The 20,971-nt window shown below is 43.3% G+C and carries 19 protein-coding genes and 1 pseudogene; 9 read left to right on the top strand and 11 right to left on the bottom strand.

What is annotated here, in order from left to right:
- The first annotated feature begins 3 nt into the window (after positions 1–3).
- The 3 genes from BCT27_RS23095 to BCT27_RS23085 all read left to right on the top strand — a co-directional run bounded on the left by BCT27_RS23095 (position 4) and on the right by BCT27_RS23085 (position 1,378).
- Positions 4–519 carry a hypothetical protein gene (locus BCT27_RS23095; protein ID WP_102396912.1) on the top strand — a complete coding sequence of 172 codons (516 nt, stop codon included), beginning with the start codon at positions 4–6 and terminating at the stop codon, positions 517–519.
- Positions 516–812, top strand: coding sequence for a hypothetical protein (locus BCT27_RS23090; protein WP_102396911.1), 297 nt, complete (start codon positions 516–518; stop codon positions 810–812). Before BCT27_RS23095 ends, BCT27_RS23090 begins: the two co-directional genes overlap by 4 nt.
- 242 nt (positions 813–1,054) lie before the next feature.
- Positions 1,055–1,378 (top strand): hypothetical protein, encoded by a 324-nt coding sequence (locus BCT27_RS23085; RefSeq protein WP_102396910.1) that lies wholly within the window; start codon positions 1,055–1,057, stop codon positions 1,376–1,378.
- 43 nt (positions 1,379–1,421) lie between these two features.
- Here the strand turns inward: BCT27_RS23085 and BCT27_RS23080 are convergent, their stop codons facing one another.
- From BCT27_RS23080 to BCT27_RS23070, 3 genes are read right to left on the bottom strand one after another with little or no spacing between them, the layout of a single operon-like run.
- Positions 1,422–1,895, bottom strand: coding sequence for a hypothetical protein (locus BCT27_RS23080; RefSeq protein ID WP_102396909.1), 474 nt, complete (start codon positions 1,893–1,895; stop codon positions 1,422–1,424).
- Positions 1,895–3,730: a hypothetical protein gene (locus tag BCT27_RS23075; RefSeq protein ID WP_102396908.1), complete on the bottom strand. Its 1,836-nt coding sequence runs from the start codon at positions 3,728–3,730 to the stop codon at positions 1,895–1,897. The genes BCT27_RS23080 and BCT27_RS23075 overlap by 1 nt, the downstream gene beginning before the upstream one ends.
- Entirely contained in the window at positions 3,730–4,392 is a 663-nt protein-coding gene (locus BCT27_RS23070) for a hypothetical protein (RefSeq protein WP_102396907.1), read from the bottom strand. The genes BCT27_RS23075 and BCT27_RS23070 overlap by 1 nt, the downstream gene beginning before the upstream one ends.
- A 940-nt stretch (positions 4,393–5,332) precedes the next feature.
- Between BCT27_RS23070 and BCT27_RS23065 the strand changes: the two genes are divergently transcribed.
- Complete coding sequence (locus BCT27_RS23065; protein WP_102396906.1) at positions 5,333–6,046, top strand: recombinase family protein; 714 nt, start codon at positions 5,333–5,335, stop codon at positions 6,044–6,046.
- Between the two features lie 354 nt (positions 6,047–6,400).
- On the opposite strand, the gene BCT27_RS23055 is transcribed toward BCT27_RS23065, so the two are convergent.
- The 4 genes and pseudogenes from BCT27_RS23055 to BCT27_RS23040 all read right to left on the bottom strand — a co-directional run.
- Positions 6,401–6,823, bottom strand: a complete 423-nt coding sequence (locus BCT27_RS23055; RefSeq protein ID WP_102396904.1) for a hypothetical protein — start codon at positions 6,821–6,823, stop codon at positions 6,401–6,403.
- A gap of 1,056 nt (positions 6,824–7,879) precedes the next feature.
- Positions 7,880–9,511: a recombinase family protein gene (locus tag BCT27_RS23050; protein WP_102396903.1), complete on the bottom strand. Its 1,632-nt coding sequence runs from the start codon at positions 9,509–9,511 to the stop codon at positions 7,880–7,882.
- A 5-nt stretch (positions 9,512–9,516) separates the two neighbouring features.
- Complete coding sequence (locus BCT27_RS23045; RefSeq protein WP_157939249.1) at positions 9,517–9,984, bottom strand: winged helix-turn-helix domain-containing protein; 468 nt, start codon at positions 9,982–9,984, stop codon at positions 9,517–9,519.
- Between the two features lie 315 nt (positions 9,985–10,299).
- A pseudogene (locus BCT27_RS23040) lies at positions 10,300–10,536 on the bottom strand (glycosyl hydrolase family 18 protein); the annotation flags it as partial.
- An 838-nt stretch (positions 10,537–11,374) separates the two neighbouring features.
- Between BCT27_RS23040 and BCT27_RS23035 the strand changes: the two are divergent.
- Positions 11,375–11,845 (top strand): BamJ family beta-barrel-assembly machinery protein, encoded by a 471-nt coding sequence (locus tag BCT27_RS23035; protein ID WP_102389824.1) that lies wholly within the window; start codon positions 11,375–11,377, stop codon positions 11,843–11,845.
- Positions 11,846–11,986: 141 nt separating this feature from the next.
- On the opposite strand, the gene BCT27_RS23030 is transcribed toward BCT27_RS23035, so the two are convergent.
- The 3 genes from BCT27_RS23030 to BCT27_RS23020 form a co-directional block, all read right to left on the bottom strand.
- A complete protein-coding gene (locus tag BCT27_RS23030; RefSeq protein ID WP_102396901.1) occupies positions 11,987–14,026 on the bottom strand; it encodes an EAL domain-containing protein in 2,040 nt (679 codons plus the stop codon).
- A gap of 153 nt (positions 14,027–14,179) precedes the next feature.
- A complete protein-coding gene (locus BCT27_RS23025) occupies positions 14,180–14,662 on the bottom strand; it encodes a GNAT family N-acetyltransferase (protein ID WP_102389821.1) in 483 nt (160 codons plus the stop codon).
- Between the two features lie 39 nt (positions 14,663–14,701).
- Positions 14,702–15,031 carry a TraR/DksA family transcriptional regulator gene (locus BCT27_RS23020; protein ID WP_017015904.1) on the bottom strand — a complete coding sequence of 110 codons (330 nt, stop codon included), beginning with the start codon at positions 15,029–15,031 and terminating at the stop codon, positions 14,702–14,704.
- 203 nt (positions 15,032–15,234) lie between these two features.
- Between BCT27_RS23020 and BCT27_RS23015 the strand changes: the two genes are divergently transcribed.
- Positions 15,235–15,831, top strand: a complete 597-nt coding sequence (locus tag BCT27_RS23015) for a dimethylsulfonioproprionate lyase family protein (RefSeq protein WP_157939248.1) — start codon at positions 15,235–15,237, stop codon at positions 15,829–15,831.
- Positions 15,832–15,945: 114 nt separating this feature from the next.
- Here BCT27_RS23015 and BCT27_RS23010 read toward each other — a convergent pair whose 3' ends face one another.
- Positions 15,946–16,872, bottom strand: coding sequence for a mechanosensitive ion channel family protein (locus tag BCT27_RS23010; RefSeq protein ID WP_102396899.1), 927 nt, complete (start codon positions 16,870–16,872; stop codon positions 15,946–15,948).
- 1,257 nt (positions 16,873–18,129) lie between these two features.
- Here BCT27_RS23010 and BCT27_RS23005 point away from each other — a divergent pair.
- The 3 genes from BCT27_RS23005 to BCT27_RS22995 all read left to right on the top strand — a co-directional run bounded on the left by BCT27_RS23005 (position 18,130) and on the right by BCT27_RS22995 (position 20,968).
- Entirely contained in the window at positions 18,130–19,317 is a 1,188-nt protein-coding gene (locus BCT27_RS23005; RefSeq protein ID WP_017009780.1) for a M24 family metallopeptidase, read from the top strand.
- Between the two features lie 121 nt (positions 19,318–19,438).
- Positions 19,439–20,446: a N(2)-acetyl-L-2,4-diaminobutanoate deacetylase DoeB gene (gene doeB / locus BCT27_RS23000; protein ID WP_102396898.1), complete on the top strand. Its 1,008-nt coding sequence runs from the start codon at positions 19,439–19,441 to the stop codon at positions 20,444–20,446.
- A 231-nt stretch (positions 20,447–20,677) separates the two neighbouring features.
- On the top strand, positions 20,678–20,968 hold the full coding sequence (locus tag BCT27_RS22995; protein ID WP_102396897.1) for a DUF3144 domain-containing protein: 291 nt from the start codon (positions 20,678–20,680) through the stop codon (positions 20,966–20,968).
- Positions 20,969–20,971: the final 3 nt, after the last annotated feature.

The following is a 20,971-nucleotide window of genomic DNA, read 5'->3' as shown; positions in this document are numbered from 1 at the left end:
CCAATGAAAAAACAAACAATCATCACCAACCAACACGGTGAAACGGTATTAAAACGTCACTATGATGCAGCAAAGGCAGAAATTGAAACTTTAAGACAACATCACCGCTATGCATCAGCCGTTGCTTTAGCTTTCGGATTGCCTGTGATCCCTCTAATCCAACATCGAACACCAGCTAACATGCTGCCATTTACCTTTGACGGCTATGTATTGCCATTACTAGAAACTGGTTTGCTTTCCTTTGGGAATATTGCCTCTGAAATGGGTTTAACCATAGATGCAGTTAATGAAAACACTTTAGCATGGGATATTGAGCCTGAAAATTTTGGTGGTTTGTGTGTCATCAGTGCAGCCCTAGCCCTACAAGGTAAAGCTGACGGTGATTGTGATGGTTCGTCTGTACGGTATATCCTAGATCGTGAAAGTGGTTCGGGTTTGCGCTATGAATGGGATTCAGTACTAGGTGAGCAAATAGCGTCATTGGTTCGTGGTGATCTAATTGTGTATTCGAAATCATGAAACAACAAACAATCATCGACTACACAAACCAACTGGTTACAGCCATCACTAACGACAACTTAAATGAAGCTGTAAGCCTGCTGTGTGACGTTGAAAGATATCCTGAGTGCAAACGTATTAGGGACGGTTTAAAGCTGCTTAACGGGGCTTGTGAGTTGCTGGATTCACAACGTTTAGAAGCACTAGAAAATGATGAACCAGAAAAGGCTAATTTGATCGGTATTCTGTTAGATATGGCACAACAAAACATAGCCATTCTTAAACAACCTCTGACCCATCAATTCAAAGCATGACCCAGTCATAAAACGCATTGATGCGCTTTCTGGCTGGTGTTTAGGTGAGCGCAGAAATACCCCAACCTCATAAGGGATTGATTAGCGTCATTCCCTTTTTTGTAGCTGGTGGAGTGCAATTTAATTAGCAGTCATAGAGGAGTCGTCGAAATTGTCGTGTCCTACAAAGCCCACCTATTGTGTATTAGCAAACCCTAATTAAAGGTGTATTCTGAATACATGTTTAACAACGAGTAACCATCATGCAAAAGAAACACTTTGAACACTTTAAAATGTCATATCAGGAAAGGGAAAACCTGAGATCTATTGTTACCGTCATGCTTTCTAATCTGCGAAATAGGTTTAAACGACGAGGTTTAACGATTAGTGCAGATGATGAATTAACACTACGCCTCATTGCTGCTAAAACGCTATGCAGAAAGCCTTATAAATTGAATGAGTCGGATGTGTGGATCATGTTGGAAATCAGCACAGAAGCCCATGACGAGCTTTGCAAATTGAACCCTGACGGTTACGAGGAATACTTTAAAACATTGATGACATTACCTGCTGTCGTTGCAGTGTGACCCAATAGAAAAAGCCCACCTTTTACAGTGGGCTAATTTGTTTCTAGTTACTGCCTTTCATCAACATAGCAATCACCTCTGAGTTTGTCATTCCACTAGCAGGTGTATAGTTAAGCTGTGATTCTGACTCAATCCGTCTTGCTTCTGCCTGAATTGGATCATCAGGTTGAACCATCGATTTAATGACTCTAGAAAACACGTCTGCTTCATCAATAGCACTTTGAACCATGCTAGTTGCATCATCCACCAGCTTATTTTTACGTGCTGTGTTTTCCTCATCCTTTAAACGCTTAAGACGATTAGCAATTAACACACGTTGTTCAGGTTCAGGCTGATTAGGTGTGCTGGTGTATTGGTTCGTTGCTGCCTCATCAACTTTCCACCCTTGAGGGATAGCCGATTGATTAGCTGATTCAGGTTGTGGTGCAACTTGGTTCGAACCTTCGGTGTTAGGTGTAGCGTTATAAGTTTCAGTGGTTGTAGTGTCCACTTTCCACCCTTTAGGAATACCGTCCATCACTCACCCTCAATTAGAATTTTACCGTCTTTGAACATTCTCAGTTTACCGTCCTCACCCATTGAAACATCACCATCAACGTATTTTCTAGTTAAGCTGAACGGTTGATATAGTGTGCCGTCTGCTGAACGTCTGTTAGCTACATTAATAGCGTCTCTTGTTTCTTGTGTTTGAAAGTGAACGTTTCCATCATCATCAAAGGTAATCCCGTTGTCACTCTCAATACGTCTTAATAGTGTTGTTCTTTCTGCTGGTGTTGGTGGTTTACCGTTACGTTTTGCTTTCAGTGCTTCAAAGGCTTTGCCATATTCAAGCTGTACCTTTGTTTTTAGCAATACACCCCTCATCGCTTCGGGATCTGCTAGTGCTTCCTCATATGGGATCACTGCTGAAATGTAACGTTTAGCATCAGCATCAGTCATGTTTGCTGAACCGTTTTTGTTTGTGGCATTGGTAAATTCTTTAGACGTAACCTGCAAACCACCAGCACGGAAATTAGTCCTATCACCTGCTAGATCTTCATCAATTTGACCAGTTGCCTCTGCAAACCCTGTTGCCGCTGATTCTGCAAGCCTTGCACCTGCACGGGTAGCTAATGTGAACCAATCCTCTCCTGTTTGTGAGGCATATTGAGCTAATCCACCAGTTGAAGCTTCTAAACCTCTGTCATTTGAAATCATGCTATCAACTAGCTGCAACTGACTATTAATGCCGTCAACGGTTTCTAGGGATTTGTTTTGTGCGTCCCTATATTCCTTTGCTGCTTCTGCTGTCTTGAATTGTGTAGGTTGTTGGAAACCCTCATCAGTCAAAACCTGATCTGCATATTTGTTACCAGTGCTTTCGAAATTAGCTTGTTGTGCTGGTGCGTTCGGGTTTGGCACTGGTTGACGTGGTGCAGTTGGTGCAGCTTGTGTAACTGGCTGCTGTGATTGAATTGATGCAGTATTTAACAGCACTTGCTCAAGATCATCTGTTGTTGGTTCACCTTGCTCAACTTCTGCAATAGCCTTGGATAGTGGATCAGTTGCTGGTGGCTTTTTACTAGAATTAGCCAGTGCAATATCTACAGGGTGATGACCTCCTAAGCCTCTATCTGCTTCTATTTTAGCTTCTATAGTTTCCAATTCTCGCATTAATGCATCTTTAGGTGCTGTTGAACCATCAGTAGCCTGTGTTTGTGCTGGGCTTACCTTATATGGGTGACCTGCTGACTCAACTTGCTCATGATTAGGTACAGCAATCGGTGCTGGTTGTGGTGCAATACCTGACGGTGACCCAACTCGATTAGGTTGATTGCCGTAAATTGAACTCAAGCCTTGTGCATATTCCCTTACTTGCTCGTTAGTCGGTTTAATAGGTGTACCGTCTGGTGCATAGCTCAAAGGTGTATTTGCGTATGTGATTGTTTGGTCATTAATAGATTGCTGAGTGTTTCTATTAAATGTATTTACGTTGCTCTGTTCACCTCTATTCCATGTATTAACTGCACTCTGTTCACCTCTAGTGTGTGCAAGTGTTGCAGCATCAGCACTCACCTCTGCTAGGGTTTTAGCAGCATCCACAGCTTGTTGATTTGTTACTTGGTTTTGCTGACCCCAATAATCATTAGCACGTGCATCACTGGCAATTGCATATTCTTCCTCAAGTGCCATTTTGTTTAGGTCATGTTCACGTTGAAGCAATTCCCTTTCTGCTAATTTAATATCGTCTGACATTCCAGTTAAACCAGCTAAAGCATTACTGAAACTATCCGTAGCCTGACCCATAGCAGCCGTTGATGCTGAGAAATTAGGTGATGACATTTGATTCCAAAGAAAGTCACGACTAGCCATTATTTCGAACCTCCCTGTAGACGGTTTTCAGCCATATATTCGTCAGGACGCTGGTAAGCGTTAGGATTGGCACTGTAGCGGGCTGCTTGTCTATCTGACATCATTGTGTTCATGCTATCCACTTGGTTCGTGAAGTTTTTGTTCCATGCATCACGCTCATGGGCAAATACATCTTTAGCATGGTTCAAGCCTTGGAAACCTAGGATAGCCCCACCAAGTGTATTAGCTAAATCCAGTCCCTGATCCCATCCAAAACCATCAAAGAAACCACCACCAGCACCACCATTCAAAGCATTAGTGCTGTACGTGTTTCCGATATTGTTACCACGTGTGAGCGTCTCTGACCCATCAATATTACTTGTACCAGTAAGGTGATCAGATAGGTTATTGCTCAACTGATTCGAACCAACGTTTAAATACTGCTGAGGCTGTGCTGTTCCTCTGCCTTGCTGTGGGTAATTAGGTAATTGTTTGGATTTGTCTAATTGTTGGAAGCCTAGCCAACCCTGCAAAGCTGGTGATCCATTAACTACATTAGGTTGTGCCTGACGTTGAGCCAAGTTCCAATTAAAGAAAGGTTGCTGACCTTGACCATTAGCGTTATTTTGTTGCTGTACCGTTTGGTTGTTTCTACTGAACGGTAAATTCCAATTTGAAAACATTTAATTTCTCCGCAGTGATTAAATGATTTGTTGTTTTAGAGAGGGTGATTGTATTTAGCAGTCGCCCTTTTCTTTTGTCTGAACCAACAAAGCAAATCCCCACTATTGATTTAATATGCTTCTCACCATGAGAAGGTTAAGCACACTTTACTTTGACTCACTACATTAGGAAACACTTGATTAGCTACATCTAATTTAAAAAATCTATAGGGATTTACTCACGCATATTTTTACGAGTTAAACGTATAGAATTCGTTTGCTGTGTGGCTTTGTGTTGGCTTGAATTGGATCGGCTAATACAATGAGTACCCCCACCTTTAAACCTGCTCATATTGGATCACACGTAGCATATGGTTAAATTAAAACCATATGGAAACCATCATAATTAAGTGTGAGTTTACAAGTGCCTAAAAAAACATCAAAAGTCCTAAATATTCCCCCCCATATGCAAGTTTTTTCCTAAAACATCATCAATACCCCATGAAACATAGGCTAACTCATTGATTCACATCTATTTAGTTGTGTTAGCTGGTGGTTGTAGCTGTGCAGAAAGGAAAGGATGTGTGTTAGTTAAGTCATTGAGCAATCAATAGAAACATAGTGCTGTGTGTAGCTGTGTAAGGCTGTGTGCTGTGCTGTGTACATAGTGAGGTGAATGGATAGATGTAGATATGGCAAGGGATATGCAGCGATTGAGCGACGATGACAGCTAGAAAGTGTAAGGAATACTGACAACATTAATCATGATTGAGAATGTTAGATGTGTTTAACTTGGTTCAATGATGAATCGTAACCATTGCAACACTGAGTTAACCGATTGAGTGCGATTTAAGCAGTCATGATTATAGTGTTCACTTTCGCTATACGACCGTTTGCTATAAGTGTACATATTCGATAGAATACACTCACACCAACAAACTAGCTTATAAAGTGAACAACTATGAAATTCGTCATCTATTACCGTGTGTCTACAGTTAAACAAGGCAAATCAGGTTTAGGCTTGGAAGCACAGAAGCGTGACATTGACCTTTACCTTAAAAGCTATGTAGCTGACGAGGATAAGCCAGTTGAGATCCTTGGTGAGTTCACCGACATTGCATCAGGCTCGAAATCAAACCGTGATGGTTACCAGAAAGCGATCCAACTAACTAAACGTGCAAAGGCTACATTGCTAGTTGCTAAACTAGATCGTCTATCTCGCTCGGTTGCTGACATTGCAAACCTGATTGAAGTTGTAGACGTTAAGGTTGCTTGCTTGCCAAATGCCACCAGCTTTGAACTACACATCTATGCTTCACTAGCTGAACAAGAAAGAAAATTCATTTCACTGCGAACCAAACAAGCACTAGAAGCAAAGAAAGCGCAAGGTGCTCAACTTGGTAACCCTAATTGGATTGGTAACAACGGTGATGAAAAGAAACTAGAAGGCCGTAACACCAACACCAAAGCAGCGACAGAAACACGACAAGCAACAACCAGCCTAAAAGATGTTGAGGTATATGAAGCAATCCAAGAAGCAAGAAACGCTGGTATTACGTCACTACGTGCAATTGCTCAATATCTTACTGACACTCACCACGTAACACCTAGAGGTGGTAAATACGGTGCAACCTCTGTTCGTCTAGTGATTCAACGTATGGAAGCGAACCAATGATTAAACGTATTGGTAAAGGTTTAATGCACATTGTCTACGCTTTCTCTGTGATGTTTTGTCTTTATCTCGTTTGGGTTATGGGATATTCGATTGTATTGGGTATTACTGATTCAAAAGGTTTTGCAGTGTGTGTAAGCCTCTATGCCTCATATCGTCTAATCAAATACGCATATTGATCAACACTACATAGCACACACTGGTGATGCTTCAATGGTAACTGGTGAGTGTTAGTGAGCATATATGAGAAAGCCCTAGCAACCTCATGACAAAGGAAACTAGGGCTAATCAGTGTTAACAACGCACAACCAACTCTACAAGGTTGAGCCGTCAATGTATTTTAGAATTCACTAATATTCAAGCAAACAAATCTAAATCAGGCACACAACGTAAATCATTTTTAACTGCTGTCATTTGTGCTGACTTTGGTAAAAGCTGTGTGTTGTACGGTGAGTGCAACTCATGACCTCTAAATGATCCGAGTGTGCAATTCAACACATAGCAAGTATTCTTAGTGTTTGGGTTAATACCTAGCTTTCTACACTGCTCAACGTACCAAACAGCAAACGTATTGAAACAGTGCCAATCTGGTGTGACTAGGTGACCATTATAGTTTTGATATGTCTTATCATGTCCACAATGCAGCATTGCAGCCCATCGATGATAGATGTAGTGGTGATCTTTCTTTGAGTATTCACCCTCACCAATGTAGCCAACACCTGCAACTGACTTTTTAAACAACCTTTCTCTTTTCTTTTCTTCTGTACTTAAATCATTCATAGCTAATCATCCTTAGCCAACTCATCAAAAAGGAAAGTTGGCAATGTAGTGATGATTTCTACACTTTCAATTTGATTAATTAGGTCAAATTTAGCCAACTCCTACATGAGAGTAACCTATTAATTTCAAATGATTTAACATCAATTTATGATAGTTAAGCTGTATATTCATCCAGTATATAAGCTAACTCAATTCAGCCATTTACTAGATCAACCCTATAACCTAAAACATGACAAACCTATACCAGCACTGATCCCACAAAACGCTAATCTATATCCTAACTATTCGATTTTTGACCAAAATATCTATACCAAACCTATACACTAACAGCCTTATTTTAATTGGTTCTAAAGCCTAACTTTCTTATTCCATTTTGATATTAAAATTAACCCACCTGTAAGCCTCACCACAGCCATGAAACCTACAATTTAAACCTATGTACCACCAGCACTAGAAAGCCTCTCACAGCTTGGTACACGTGGATTCACTACACTTAAAAAAGCATATGCTTAACCCTTGGATCTGACCCAATAGATTTACGGTGAATTAGGCTAGAATGACATATGTAGTGGGATAGGTATTATGATGATCGGTTACGACAAAACCGTAACCGTTAAAGGTGATGTTAGTGGATTTGACGGTTGCAGAAAATCTGCAACCCTAAATGAACCATATTGCTAACGTCTTACATCGATGTGGGATCAATGTGTGAGGTCATCCTCACTCATTAAATGGTATCCAACACTGGTTACCAAAAGACGCATCAAGGTGTTTTCTAATGTGACAGTTCATCCTGACACTTAAAAGGCATCAGTGCCTTTTCGGGTTTGTTAGATTTACGGTTAACTATGGGCAACCATGCCCAAAGCATGAACCATGAAACATAGGTGAGGAATGCCGTAGTGAGAGTGTAAGGTTACCCAATCATTAACCTTTACCCTGTACGGCTTGCAGTGGATTTAAGAAATGGATTTCAGTATACGATTAAGCAGTGGTGCTTTCTTTGTCCTGAACCAATAGAAAAAGGATAGCTTTCACTATCCCTTTTAAAATTAACTATGCCGTTAAAAGCAGTTGTTCGAGTGTCGCTAGTGTTGGAGGTTGTTTGATTGGTTCATCATCTAGCCATGCTTGCAAATGCCCGCCAGCTACAAACCGTTTAAAGTTGTCGTCATCCTCTAACAGCTTGTCGTCATGGTTCGATCCAGTAAGCAAACCAACCTTTAAAAGTTTCCCTTTCATCAGGTAAAGGTTAAGCACAAACCCATTCTTAAAATACATTGAGGTGATCGTGTGACCTCGTTTAATACGGTAAAACTTAAGTGATGTTGTCAGTTGTGAAAGGTGGTTTCGTAACTGCTCGGGATCTGTAGGCATGACACTAAACAAACCAGTAACGGGTGCATTGTTTAGCTTCTCATCCTCAATTGCTGTTTCTAGCTCTGTCACCTCAACACACTTTGCATCGTAAAGATTAGCCATTGCATTGGTGAAATTAGTTAACAGCCTTTCCTCAAACATAGCTTTCTGTTTCTGTGCTTCTGCTAGTTTGTCCTGTAACTCAATCAACTTTGAATCGTCGTAATCAGGCACTAGGTTTGTAAAGTTGAGGTTTACCGATTTAACAGCATTCAACAAGTAAACCGACAACAAGCAAACCACATTCTTACATGGATTTTTACGGTCACTTGAACCACGACACTTTAAGATTTCTTTGCCATTGCTCACCGTTGTAACCATAGGTGATCCACAGCTACGGCAATATGATTTTTTAAAACCAGTGAATACAGAAATCAAACCCTCTGTTCGAGTACGCGCTTTAAAATTCTCAGTGCGTAGCTGAACCAATTGGTAAAACGTAACCTCATCAATCAACGGTGGTACATGGTTAACTAGTGTGTGTTTCTTTCCACGAACCATGATATTAAATTCACCGTGCAAAGCCTTTCGTGTGTGAATCCTACGTAACATCATTTCACCCCAATCCAAGTCAGGGTGATGAACTACAAGCCAATCCTGTACACCACGAACCGACAAACCAGAAAGCAGCATAGTGATGACGGTTTTCATCACCTCGGATTTGTACGGATTAAGGGAGATCTCACCCGTTTCTGTGTTGGTGTCGATGTAACTAGGGTAACGGCCTGACGGAATTGCTAAAGGTAAACCGTTCACACCCTTAACACCGTCATGGTGATTTTGAATCCTGATTAGGTTTGCTTTCGTTACTCGCTCGCTTTTAGCTTGTGACTCATCGTTAGCACGTGAAAGGCAAATTAGTGCCATCATCAAATTAGGCATGAGGTTTGAATCATGCTTATCAAAAATCCGTCTTTCCTGAGTGATGTAAATTCTGCACTTGTCGATGATGCCCGTTAACGTGTTAATTGCTGTGTTGATGTCCTCACGTGACAAGCGATCCAAGTTACTCAACACAAGCACAGAATCACTAGAAACCTCACCACTATCTAACAGTTCGATGATTCGAGAAAAGCTAGGACGTTCACTAGCATTGATTTTGAAGGCACTGACAGCAAGATCTGAAAAGGTTTCATGGTACGGTGTTAAATCGTATTCATTGCAAAGGAAATCCCTTTCATCCTCTGTAAGTCGCTGACCTTTTAAACCCATCTTGTCGATCTGCTTTGACGTAGAAACACGAGAGTATTCGAGTAAGTAAGCTGTCATGATGGTTAACGTCCGACGTGTGTCGGGATTTCCTCAAAGGTGTCCATTGCTTTCATGTGTTGCTTAACTGCATCCAACTTTCCAGCAATCAAACCACCCATTTCTTTGTATTGCTCACACATGAGAGCGTAATTAGCACCGTTACACTCACTTTCTGAAATCTCACCAGTAACAACATAGCCCCTTGCACCGTTGTGACGTGGGATTACTGACCACTCGTAAGGGTTAACCATGAAATACGAACCATGACCACCACGGACAGCATGGTAAGCAACTAACCCATTCTTGGTGAGTGCCTTCACTGCTTTGTTCACCACTCCCTTACTCACTTTGAGTTTATCAGCCAACATTTGCTGACTGGCTGCAATGACGTTCTTTTCGTTACTGCACAACATCATGACCGAAAACACACGGTAACTTGTTGGACACTCGGTACATGCTAAATCTAGCGCGGCAATACCTGTAAAATTCATAAGCCCGAAATTCCTACGTTTAGATTGAATGTTAATCATGGAAACAATCCCTATCTGAGAGGATGAGGAATTTATGCAAAGTCATCAATGTGAACAAATCGAATTGCTTATGGTGACAATGAGAGGATTTGATTTAGGAGGGTTTGAGCGGTGAAGTTGGTCATTTTGGTGACCGTTCAAAGTTCACTGAAATGAACTACTTTTCTTGTAAGCCCTTGGATTTAAACAAGTTATCAAAAGCTTCTCTATATGATTCTATTAGGCTTCATTTCGGTGCTAGTTTAAGCCTGTGTAACCCCTAGCTTTTAAAATGGTTTTAGGCACACCAAAGAAGCTGAAGTTCAAAATAGAGTAGATATCCATATCTACGTTAAGGTGTGTGGCCTCGCCTTTCACGCTAAAGCCAGCATCCGTGCCTTTCCACGCTTCCCACTGCGTCAAATAACCGATAACGGCTTTGTCGTGAGTAGGCGCAGCATGTAAGGAGGCGCTCATCGCTAGCGCACTCGCAACACATGATGCTACAGCGCAGACCTTAAGTTTCTTATTCATATTATTTTTTTCTCCACGTCATGGATTTATGTTTGTCTTACTTTTAATAATCTTTCATTACTTAATTTTTTACGCGAATGAAAAATGCAAACTTTGGTATCAATGTTCGAAATGAAATCAGTCAGTTACATTTGTTTCCTAAAAACTTTGCATGAGTTCGATATCAAACAGATGAGATTCGCCAAAGGAATACCCGGTGAACGGTGAGATTAATTGCTATATATATCAGTAGGTTTGACTAGAAATCACAGTAATGAGGAATCAGAAAACACACGTAAACAGCTTGTTAATGGCACTCAAAGCATGACCACACAAAATGGTTCACACTTTTGAAGTAATGTGTTGAATGCTGCTAGAAATGCTGTGAGACAGACAAGAATTGACATGACGCAGGTAAAAAAAATCTCCGCCAGTGCGCTAACAAGACGGAGATAAGTCACAACGTAATCGCGTTAACTAAATAGTGAGTGTAAGTCGTGCTGATTCAGCACAATGTAGACAGAGCAAACGGTGTACCAACTTAACAAAATTACATTTACTACCTGTATTTCAATTACTTGAAGATATTCAGGCTAATATTTACCGCTTTACTGAAAATAGTTTGCTAACTACTGGCGCGCATAATGCGCCAAGTTGGGGCACTCAATATTACGAGAGAGTATTGATTGTGTTGAGATGGTCCTTCCCCACTCTATTGCGCCAATACCAGAGAAGGTTAACCAACCTCTCATTGATCACATCTTGTTGCTGATTATCATTTCCATTCTTTCTCTCGCTTCTGGATAATGATGCTTTCCTGCCATGTAGGCACTTTTTAAGGACAACAACAGGTTTGAAAATGTCTAATTACATTCTCGCTTTGGTCATTATTTTTATTCTCGGCTTCATCTATTTCAATAAACAAAAAGCCGCTAAATTGGCAGAAGAGAACATTGCTGCAGGCACCTTGTTCATGCAAGAAAACGCAAAATTGGATGGCGTAAAAACCACGGCATCTGGCATTCAGTACCTTGTATTGAAGGTAGGTTCTGGTGAAGAGCACCCTACCGCAACCACTCGCGTTAAAGTGCATTACCACGGCACATTGATCGACGGTACTGTTTTTGATAGCTCCGTTGAGCGTGGAGAGCCGATAGAGTTTGGTTTGAACCAAGTCATTAAAGGTTGGACTGAAGGCGTTCAATTGATGGTGAAAGGTGAGAAGACCCGCTTTTTCATCCCTGCAGAGTTGGCGTATGGCAATTCTTCGGCTGGCATCATTAAGCCAGGTTCAACCCTGATTTTTGAGGTTGAGCTGTTAGACTTCTAATGCGCCTCGCCATACAGTGACAAAAACAAAAAGGCCGCATTTCTGCGGCCTTTTTTAGTTTTGAATACAACGGTGAGTGTTAAAAAAAGGGTTTTGGTGCGGAACTCGGTTCTTCTTAGCAACCAAAAAGTACGAAGCTCACTAAGCTGCAGTCGTTATGCTTTCTATACGCTCGGTTCTTTCCTGCGCCCAGTCTATCGCTTCATTCAAAGGAAGCGGCTTCGCGAAAAAATACCCTTGGCAAATATCAATGCCACAGCTTTTTACAAAGGCCGTTTCTTGTTCAGTTTCGACGCCTTCCGCCACCAGCGCACAACCTGTTACGTCGCTGATTTTTGCTAACAGTTGATACAGATTCTGGCCGCGCTCTTCTTTTGCATCTATTAACAACGAGCGATCAAGTTTCACTTTATCAAAATTGAATTTCAGTAAGTGCGCGAACGACGCGTAGCCCGAACCAAAATCATCGATCGCCACTTTCACACCCAATGCTTGAAGCGCGTCAATGTTACGTTTCACTTGATTATGGTCTTTAAGAATCGCTTCTTCCGTGACCTCAATTTCAAGTGCACTGGCGGGCAATACGTAGTGATCCAGACGTTCTGCAACATATTCAACAAACCCCTGACGTGAAATCGTTTCTACACAGACGTTAATACCAATCTTGCACCCTGAGGTAAGAGGCATTTTGTTCATGTCAGCCATCACGAGGTCAATAACCATATGATCAAGCTGATTCATTGCGCCTAATTCAGTAAAGTCTTTAATGAAAATAGGGGGAAGCATGTTTCCCTTTTCGTCTTTGTAACGAACCAAAGATTCAAAGGCCAAGTGATTTTCATTGCTCAAATGCACTTGCGGTTGGTAGAACATTACAAACTCACCTTTGCTGAGCATTTGGCTCACACGACGGCTCACTTCATGCTTGCTGATGTAACTTCCCATCGAACGATGCACATCCCCTAAAAAGCTCTTCAGGGTTGTTTTTTCAAGTTCTTGCTGGTGCAGCATGGCCTTACTATCAATGACGCTTCGACCCGCATAGTGCAGGTAAAATGGTCGATATACTAAGATGCCTACAGCAACAACAACGATTTGTAAAAACACACCACTCATGCTGTTTTGCGTCGCCACATAGCCACTGAAAAACGGCGGTGTCATCCAATGCACAATGGCTTCAACCGGATTAACAAGCCCTGACCACATAGCACCATACACAATGACAAAGCTAACCAATGGCGCCAGAACAAACGGTACAATCAATGTTGGGTTGAAGATAACAGGCAAACCAAACAGCAAGAGTTCATTGATGTTAAACATCACCAAAGGCAATGCCGACAGCGCCAACGTAATATGGCGACGCTCTTTAGAGAACAATAAGATGCATAGCAACAAGCTCAGAGAGTTACCTGACCCCCCAATTTGCATAAACGCATCGTAAAACCCCTGACCAAGAATATTTAGCGGCGCTTCACCCGCATGGAAAGCGGCGATGTTCGCCTGCGTGCTTTCATACAAACTTTGCTTGACGCCAAACAAGAAGTTATGGCCGTTGATGCCAATTGCACCGAGCAGTCCCAGAATGAACTGGTATGCCAGACCACCACCAACGGTGAGAGGGTTAAAATCGATATCTGCGCGAACAATGTCCATCACTTCAAGAAATGAGGTTGTTAACCCTGACAGGGCCACCGTTAACAGCAAGAAGCCAAAGAAGTGCGCAACCTGTTTGTATAGATCTTTCACAAAATCGATGCGTGACGGATCCAAAGGATACAATCTGAACGACACACAGCAAGACGCAGAAATAATGGCCGTCACTAACGCGACTAAGGGGTTATTCGGCAACCCAGTACTGTCAGCGACAAGCCCATTGGTGAGCGACACTGATAAGTACATCAGAAACGCATACGGCACGACCACCATAGGGTTGATACTGTGTTTGCTCGACAGGTAATACGTCGTAACAATACAAAGCACGCTTGGGTAGATACCAATCAGCAAATCTGAGAAATAGAAAAACTTCTTCGCCAGCTCAGGGAAATGAGAAATATTTAAAGCGTGACCAACAAATATCGAAATCGCATTACAAATGGTGAGAGGCAAAAGTAGGAGAAAGACGATCGATATGTCACGGATATAGGTGTCGTAGCAATAACGCAACGAAGGCGGTTTCCACATAGACTGAGAATGTTCACACGAAAGGTCAAAAAAGTTGGCGGATTATATATGCGACCTATATCACTAGCAACGAAAATAGACAGTAAAAAGAGATTACTTTCACGACAACCCTTCGAGGGGTAACTCTCTCATTTTACTGGCAAGAATTCGTGTTTAAACGAGGAGCTTGTGCATCACAAAACAATCTACATAGCCGAGAGTAGGATGGCGATATGCTTTAGGGATAGTACCGATGATCGTAAAGCCCAATTTTTCCCACAGTAAAACAGCGATGGCATTCGTAGAGACAACAGAGTTAAATTGCATGGCTTCAAAACCCAGAGCCACTGCCACCCTTAACGAGTGCTCGCACAGTTCACGAGCCACGCCTCGCCCTCTCGCATTTTCGCTGACCATGTAACCACAATTACAAATATGATCACTCGGCCCCATGGCATTGGGTTTGATGTAATACGTCCCTAATATTTCCCCCTCATTTTCATAAACAAACGATTTCGACGTCGAAGTCACCCACAGTGCATGGGCCTCTTCTTTCGTCATCTCAGGGGAAAACGCATAGGTTTCTTGGGATTGAATGACGCTTTCAAAAGTTGGCCAAAATGCGTCAAAGTCATCTTTGCTCATTTCTCTGATCATTTTAGTCTCCTAGCATTTGTCATTAATACAGCGTTACTGTTACTCATGGTTCGCTTGGCAAGACACACAACATCGCACTTCTGGCTTTACCGCCAGTCGCGCTGCCGCAATATCTTCACCACATTCCTCGCAGTAGCCATATTCGTCTTCATCAATACGACTTAGGGCTGCAATCACTTCCTTGAGTTGCAGTGCTGCGGCTCGGTAGTTCGATTTTGCGAGCTCTTGCTGTTGAATCGCATCGATGCGAGATACTCGTCCGATTGACTGCTGATCAAGTTCCACTGGGTCAGTTTGTGACTGAAGCAATACCAACTCATCCATCAAGGTTTGTTTTAGTATCGAAAGCGCTTCTTTGTGATTTGGCATTGTCATTCCTTTGCAATAGGCCATCTATCCAAACTAAGCCAAACAGTGGCACATGCAAATCGCCAACACAAAAGCGTGATCAACTTTCGCTTTGGCATCATTAATCGAGATGTTTGCTGGCGCAGCCGTTATAACCCAAAGGTGAGAAGCGAATTCAGTGAATGAGCCATTTGATGACATTTGGCAAAAAAAAGGCAATAAGAATGGATAACAACGCAGAGCATTTATTGCGTTTAATAAAAACGTACCTCTCCCATTTCGATGATGAGCACATCGTTCGTTTTCGCGCGGCATTACCAGACGAAAACCACATTAAAAGCCTGCCGCTCGAATCTCATTGGTTACCGGTTTCAGAACAGATTCAACATGTCGGCGCTACTGCCCCACAGACCAGTGCAATCGTTTCTTTTATCCAGATGCATGCAAACACATTCGCATGGCGTCAGCCATACAAAACGGGGCAATTACCCGACGAATTTTTAGAAGGCTCAGCATGGTTTCCCATTGCTGACCGCCAAGGACCTTTCGTGTTCGAGCAGGGTTTGGTAGAAATCATGCTGCTTGATCGAGGTGTCACATACCCGCGTCATCATCATGAACCCGAAGAAATGTACCTTGTACTTGGCGGTGACGTGTATTGGGAAGCGAATGGCATGGAAGGTTCACCTGCTTGGAAACGTGCAGGAGATTGCATTTATCACCCCTCGCATCAACCGCATCAATTGCAAGCAGGCGCAGACCCCGTTTTGATACTGAGCCTTTGGCGAGGTGGCGGATTTGAAATGCCAAACATTCATTAACCACTCAACGATCAGTTCGGCTACTGAGCATTGATTGTTTTACTCATTATCGCGCTGCCCAGACGAACAGACGCTGCTCTGATACTCAGCATCTCCTATGAGCACATCACTCCCCTAGCCTGATGCAGAGCTGTTGAGTGTTTGCACATAACTTGTCAGGTCTGAGCTTGCTTGCTGAGGCTCCATATGAACCCGATAGTGATGGGTTTTAATCCCAGCAGCCTGAAAACGAATGGCAATTTCAGTTCGGATATCACTGGCAAGATTCCAAGCTCTAGACGGTGAATTCGTCCAACCCGCTACCCAACATTGGTAAGCATCTTTTTCAAGATCCATGACCCAAAAACCCGGGGGCTCTTGCGAGATAAAGTGCTTGCTACTCTGCACAGATTCAATCGCCAATTGCCGAACACGCTCTAAATCGTTGTCATAAGAGGTATAGAACTCAACATGCACCCAAATGTAGGGGTCGTTGTAGGTAAAGCTTTCTAGCTCTAGAGACAGCATTTTGCTACTCGGAATGATCAAACGCTTCCAATTCCAGAGCTTGATAATCGTATGGTTCAGGCTAATGTCTTCCACCGTCCCATATTGGTTTTCAACCACAACGGTATCGCCAACTCTAATAGCCTTAGAAAGCGAAAGCACCACGCCCGCAATGATATTTTCGATCACAGGTTTTGCCGCAAAGCCAAGCACAGTGGTGGACACTGCCACCACAAGTGACACCATCGCAGCTGGCATCGAGTTGAGAAATGGAAGTGACAGTGCCAAACCAAGCACGACAAAAATGAAAAAAAACGTGATCTTTCGGATAATAGAAAAGCGGTCTTCAATTTTCTCTACCGCTGCATCGATCTCGCCAACCTGATTTTCTGATTTAGGGGCGGACGTCTGAACACTGTTGAAGTTCTTTAGACGTCTCAGCCGTTTTTCCCTGTTCGATTTTGACTTCAATAGCGATGATGCCGCCCACCAGATCACAGCAATGCCAAGCACACTGACCGTTCCGAGGTAGATAGTTAAGTTATCTATCGCCATATCATTTCAATCCCTAAACATTGTTCACTTTGAATGACTAAATCCTTACCGGATTCTCATAGAGCCACTTTTAGTGGCTTGAATCGACGCCTTTAATTGCATTTGAGGGTGCGATCTCAACTACCGAAAATCCTATTTTTAAAACCTCACATTCCATTTGCCATTGCTTTCGTTTTTACAGCTATCTTCCGAGTTAAAAGTTACGTGTTTAGACTCGTCATTCAACCTGACATCAGCACACGCCAGCGCTTCTTTGATGAGGCAGATATCCCATCCTGATTCTATCTAGAGTGATTGAACTGCATACCAAAAACACAAAAAACTGAGCGTAAATTTGGGGAATTAACCCTGGTTAACAAAATGAGTGAGCCACACATTTCGAGCTATGCGCCGCGCTTATTGATTCATTGCATGGTATGCGCGACCAAAGACAAAAACCAGCACAGTGTCGGACAACGATCACTTGATATCGAGATCACGACATTGACACCGCTCTTTCGGCCTACTTCTCTGATTGCACGATTAACTTTCTATCATTTTTAGCTGCTCAAGACGGAATGCCAACCCCACGAATCGTGCGTATTTTTTAGGTTTCCCTCCATGCCGCAGACAGCTCATGTAAACACACTCCCGATAACATTTATCGATTCCTTTTTACCTAGGCACATGAAGAGGAAAAACAGAATAAAACCCTATACCACACGTCATTCTCAAACTCGGGGACGGACACAAAGAAGGTGACGTCATTGATGTGACTAACAATACTCTCGGAGTGGCGGATTTGAGATTCCGACAATGAGTTAGCATCTTGAATGTCTCACAATAGAAACTTTGCATGTAAATAACCCGACTGATATTTTCGGGCGAATTGACCATCTTCGCGCCTATCTTCGGCGTTCTTACCCAAGACTCCCCCTCATAATGCCCACATCGTGCTTAATTATTTATTGTACAAATATCAACCACTGGTGTAAGTCTAAAACAAGCACGTAAAAAACGTTCTTATCAGTAGCGAGCTCAATTCAGCATCGCATTGATTCAAAAAGATGAAAATTAGGAGATTTTCTTACAACAAAAATTCGCTTCCTTTTTCCCCTAAATTGGCGTTGAAGTGAAGCAAAGCTGAGAGGCAAAACAGCCATCTTGCTCATTTGGGTGAAATATCGACCCCGAATTTCACCACAAGCTGATGACTGGCGATGACTCTGTACACGTCAACGTTCGTCCGACAGGGCGGTATTTTGAGGAGAAAGGGGCATGAGTGACGTTGTGCTTAATTTTACGCTTGAAGAGTTCGGCGTCCGGTTGGCGAAAGTTCGTGCGGCCATGGAAACTCACGAAATCGATACCCTTATCGTCCACGACCCTTCCAATATGGCGTGGTTGACCGGTTACGACGGCTGGTCTTTTTACGTTCCACAATGCGTGATTGTTGGCTCACAAGGCGAACCGATTTGGTTTGGTCGCGCCATGGATGCCCGCGGTGCGCAGCGTACGGTCTACATGCATCGTGACAATGTCACGTTTTACCCTGACGTATATGTCATGAATCCCCATTGCCATCCCATGGAATACCTATCCAACCATATTCTGAATGAACACCTTTGGGATCGCGGCAAAATCGGCATTGAGAAAGACAACTACTACTTCAGTGCAACCGCATTCGAATCACTAAAAGACAACCTTCCCTATGCGTCGTTTGTCGATGCGACATCGTTGGTTAATTGGTGTCGTGCAGAGAAGTCAGACCAAGAACTCACCTACATGCGGATCGCCGCACGCATTGTCGAAAACATGCACCGTGTGGCCTACGAACTCATCGAGCCTGGCTTGCCGAAACACATCTTAGTGGCAGAAATAAACAAGCAAGCGGTGCTTGGCCACGAACACCACTTTGGCGATTATGCTGCCATCGTGCCACTCCTGCCATCCGGCATTGACGCTGCAGCGCCTCATCTGACATGGGACGATAAACCGTTCGTCAAAGGAGAAGGCACGTTCATCGAAATTGCGGGCGCACATCGGCGTTATCATTGCCCCCTTTCTCGCACCATTTACTTGGGCGAGCCCGGTGATGTTTTCAAGCGCGCAAATGAAGCACTGAACGAAGGCTTAGAAGCCGGGCTGGCAGTTGCCCGCCCCGGGAATACTTGTGGCGATATCGCTGCAGCACTCAATGCCACCATGCAAAAATACGGTTTTGACCGAGAAGGTACCCGCTGCGGATACCCTATTGGTTTGAGTTACCCACCGGATTGGGGCGAGCGCACAATGAGCCTTCGCGATTCTGATCAAACCGTCTTGAGAGAGGGCATGACGTTCCATTTCATGCCAGGACTTTGGATGGATGATTGGGGCATGGAAACCACAGAAAGTATTGTCATTACCAAATATGGCGCTGAAACCTTGTGTAATTTCCCACGCCAACTATTCGTTAAGCATTGAAGCGCGTAAAAATCGTTGTACGAGATGCGAGAGTAGAAACTAGAAACTAGAAACTAGAAACTCAGCATCTGGTGGGGACCACTCTCAATCGAAAACCCATTTGTGAGGAAATAACGTCACCATGAACCCAGTTCTTCCTGCTAATTCTGTCAGCGCGACCGTCGATTTTAATCAAGATGGCATTCAGCACGGATTCCTGAAGCTGCCCTACTCTCACGACGGATCTGCTTGGGGTGCGATAATGACGCCCATTTGCGTGATAAAAAATGGGGACGGACCAACAGCACTTCTCACTGGCGGAAACCACGGCGATGAATACGAAGGCATTACGGGGCTACTAAAACTTAGCCACCAGCTCGACAACAAAGACATTCAAGGCCGCGTTATCATCATCCCGATGATGAATCAGCCCGCAGTTGAAGGCGCGAGCCGTGTTTCTCCTATCGACGATGGCAACATGAACCGCGCTTTTCCCGGCCACCCCTACGGCACGATGACTGAACGTATGGCCGACTATTTCACTCGATATTTGATTCCACTGTGTGACACCGCGTTGGACATTCATTCTGGTGGCAAAACCCTCGATATTCTTCCTTTTGCTGCCGCACACCGATTGCCAGACAAAGCGCTTGAATCTCGCTGTTCAGAAGGTGCTCGATTGTTTGGTGCGCCTTATATGTTTTTTATGGAAGAAATTGACGCCACACAACTTTACGACACCGCAGTGGAAGACCAAGGGAAAGTGTTTGTCACAACGGAACTCAGAGGCGGCGGCACAACCACGCCAGACACTATCGCCATGGTAGACCGTGGCATTCACAATTTTCTCGTGTTCAGTGGTGTACTCAATAAAACCTACCTCACTCCACCATCAGAACCTATTTCCCTCGAAATCCCCGATGCCAATTGCTACCTCCACGCTGAACATCGTGGCATTTTAGAACTGTGTGTCTCCCTCGGCGACGACGTGCAAAATGGCGACCTCATCGCCCGCATCTATTCAATGGAACGCACTGGCGAAGCCCCTGTTGAATACTACGCCAAACGCAGCGGTATTCTCGCCGCAAGACGCCACCTCGCGAACGTAAACATTGGTGATACGTTCGCAGTGCTTGCGGTGAGGATTTAGTCGTGAGATGCGAAATTTGAGTGGCGAGATTTGAGTAGCGAGATGCAAGAAAGAGCAGATGGAAGAAAAGACCAGATAGCGCCTTATGCAATCAATCAAACAAACTTGCTTCCCTACGGCAATTCCAAAAAACCTTTATTAAATAATTATTAAAATTAGTACGTTACTGCACAGGCTTTTGGCGTACCGTCAATTTTGTCAGCAGCACTGTAGTTTCAAGGAACTGAACACATGTCAAACGTCGATAACGAATTTTACGATAGAGCGGATGCCCATATTCGCTTGTCTAATGAACAAATTTCAGTAGACATCAGTAAAGGCAAAGCAAGCGCATCAATGATGTACGCAACGTCTAGGTTTAACGCTTGGGTAAGTGCAACTGGTTGGGAAAACGGTGAAGAAATGCACGCGGCAAAAGAAGAAACCATCGCGTATTTTGTCGAACAATATAAAGCGATGCTTGAAGAAAACCTGAATGACTATATCGATAACTTTAATAGCTATATGACGAGAAAAGAATAAGCA

The sequence above is a fragment of the Enterovibrio norvegicus genome (genome assembly GCF_002876705.1).
GTDB lineage: Bacteria > Pseudomonadota > Gammaproteobacteria > Enterobacterales > Vibrionaceae > Enterovibrio > Enterovibrio norvegicus_B.
Note: the sequence above shows the minus strand (reverse complement) of the source record. Positions and strands in the feature narration are given on the sequence as shown.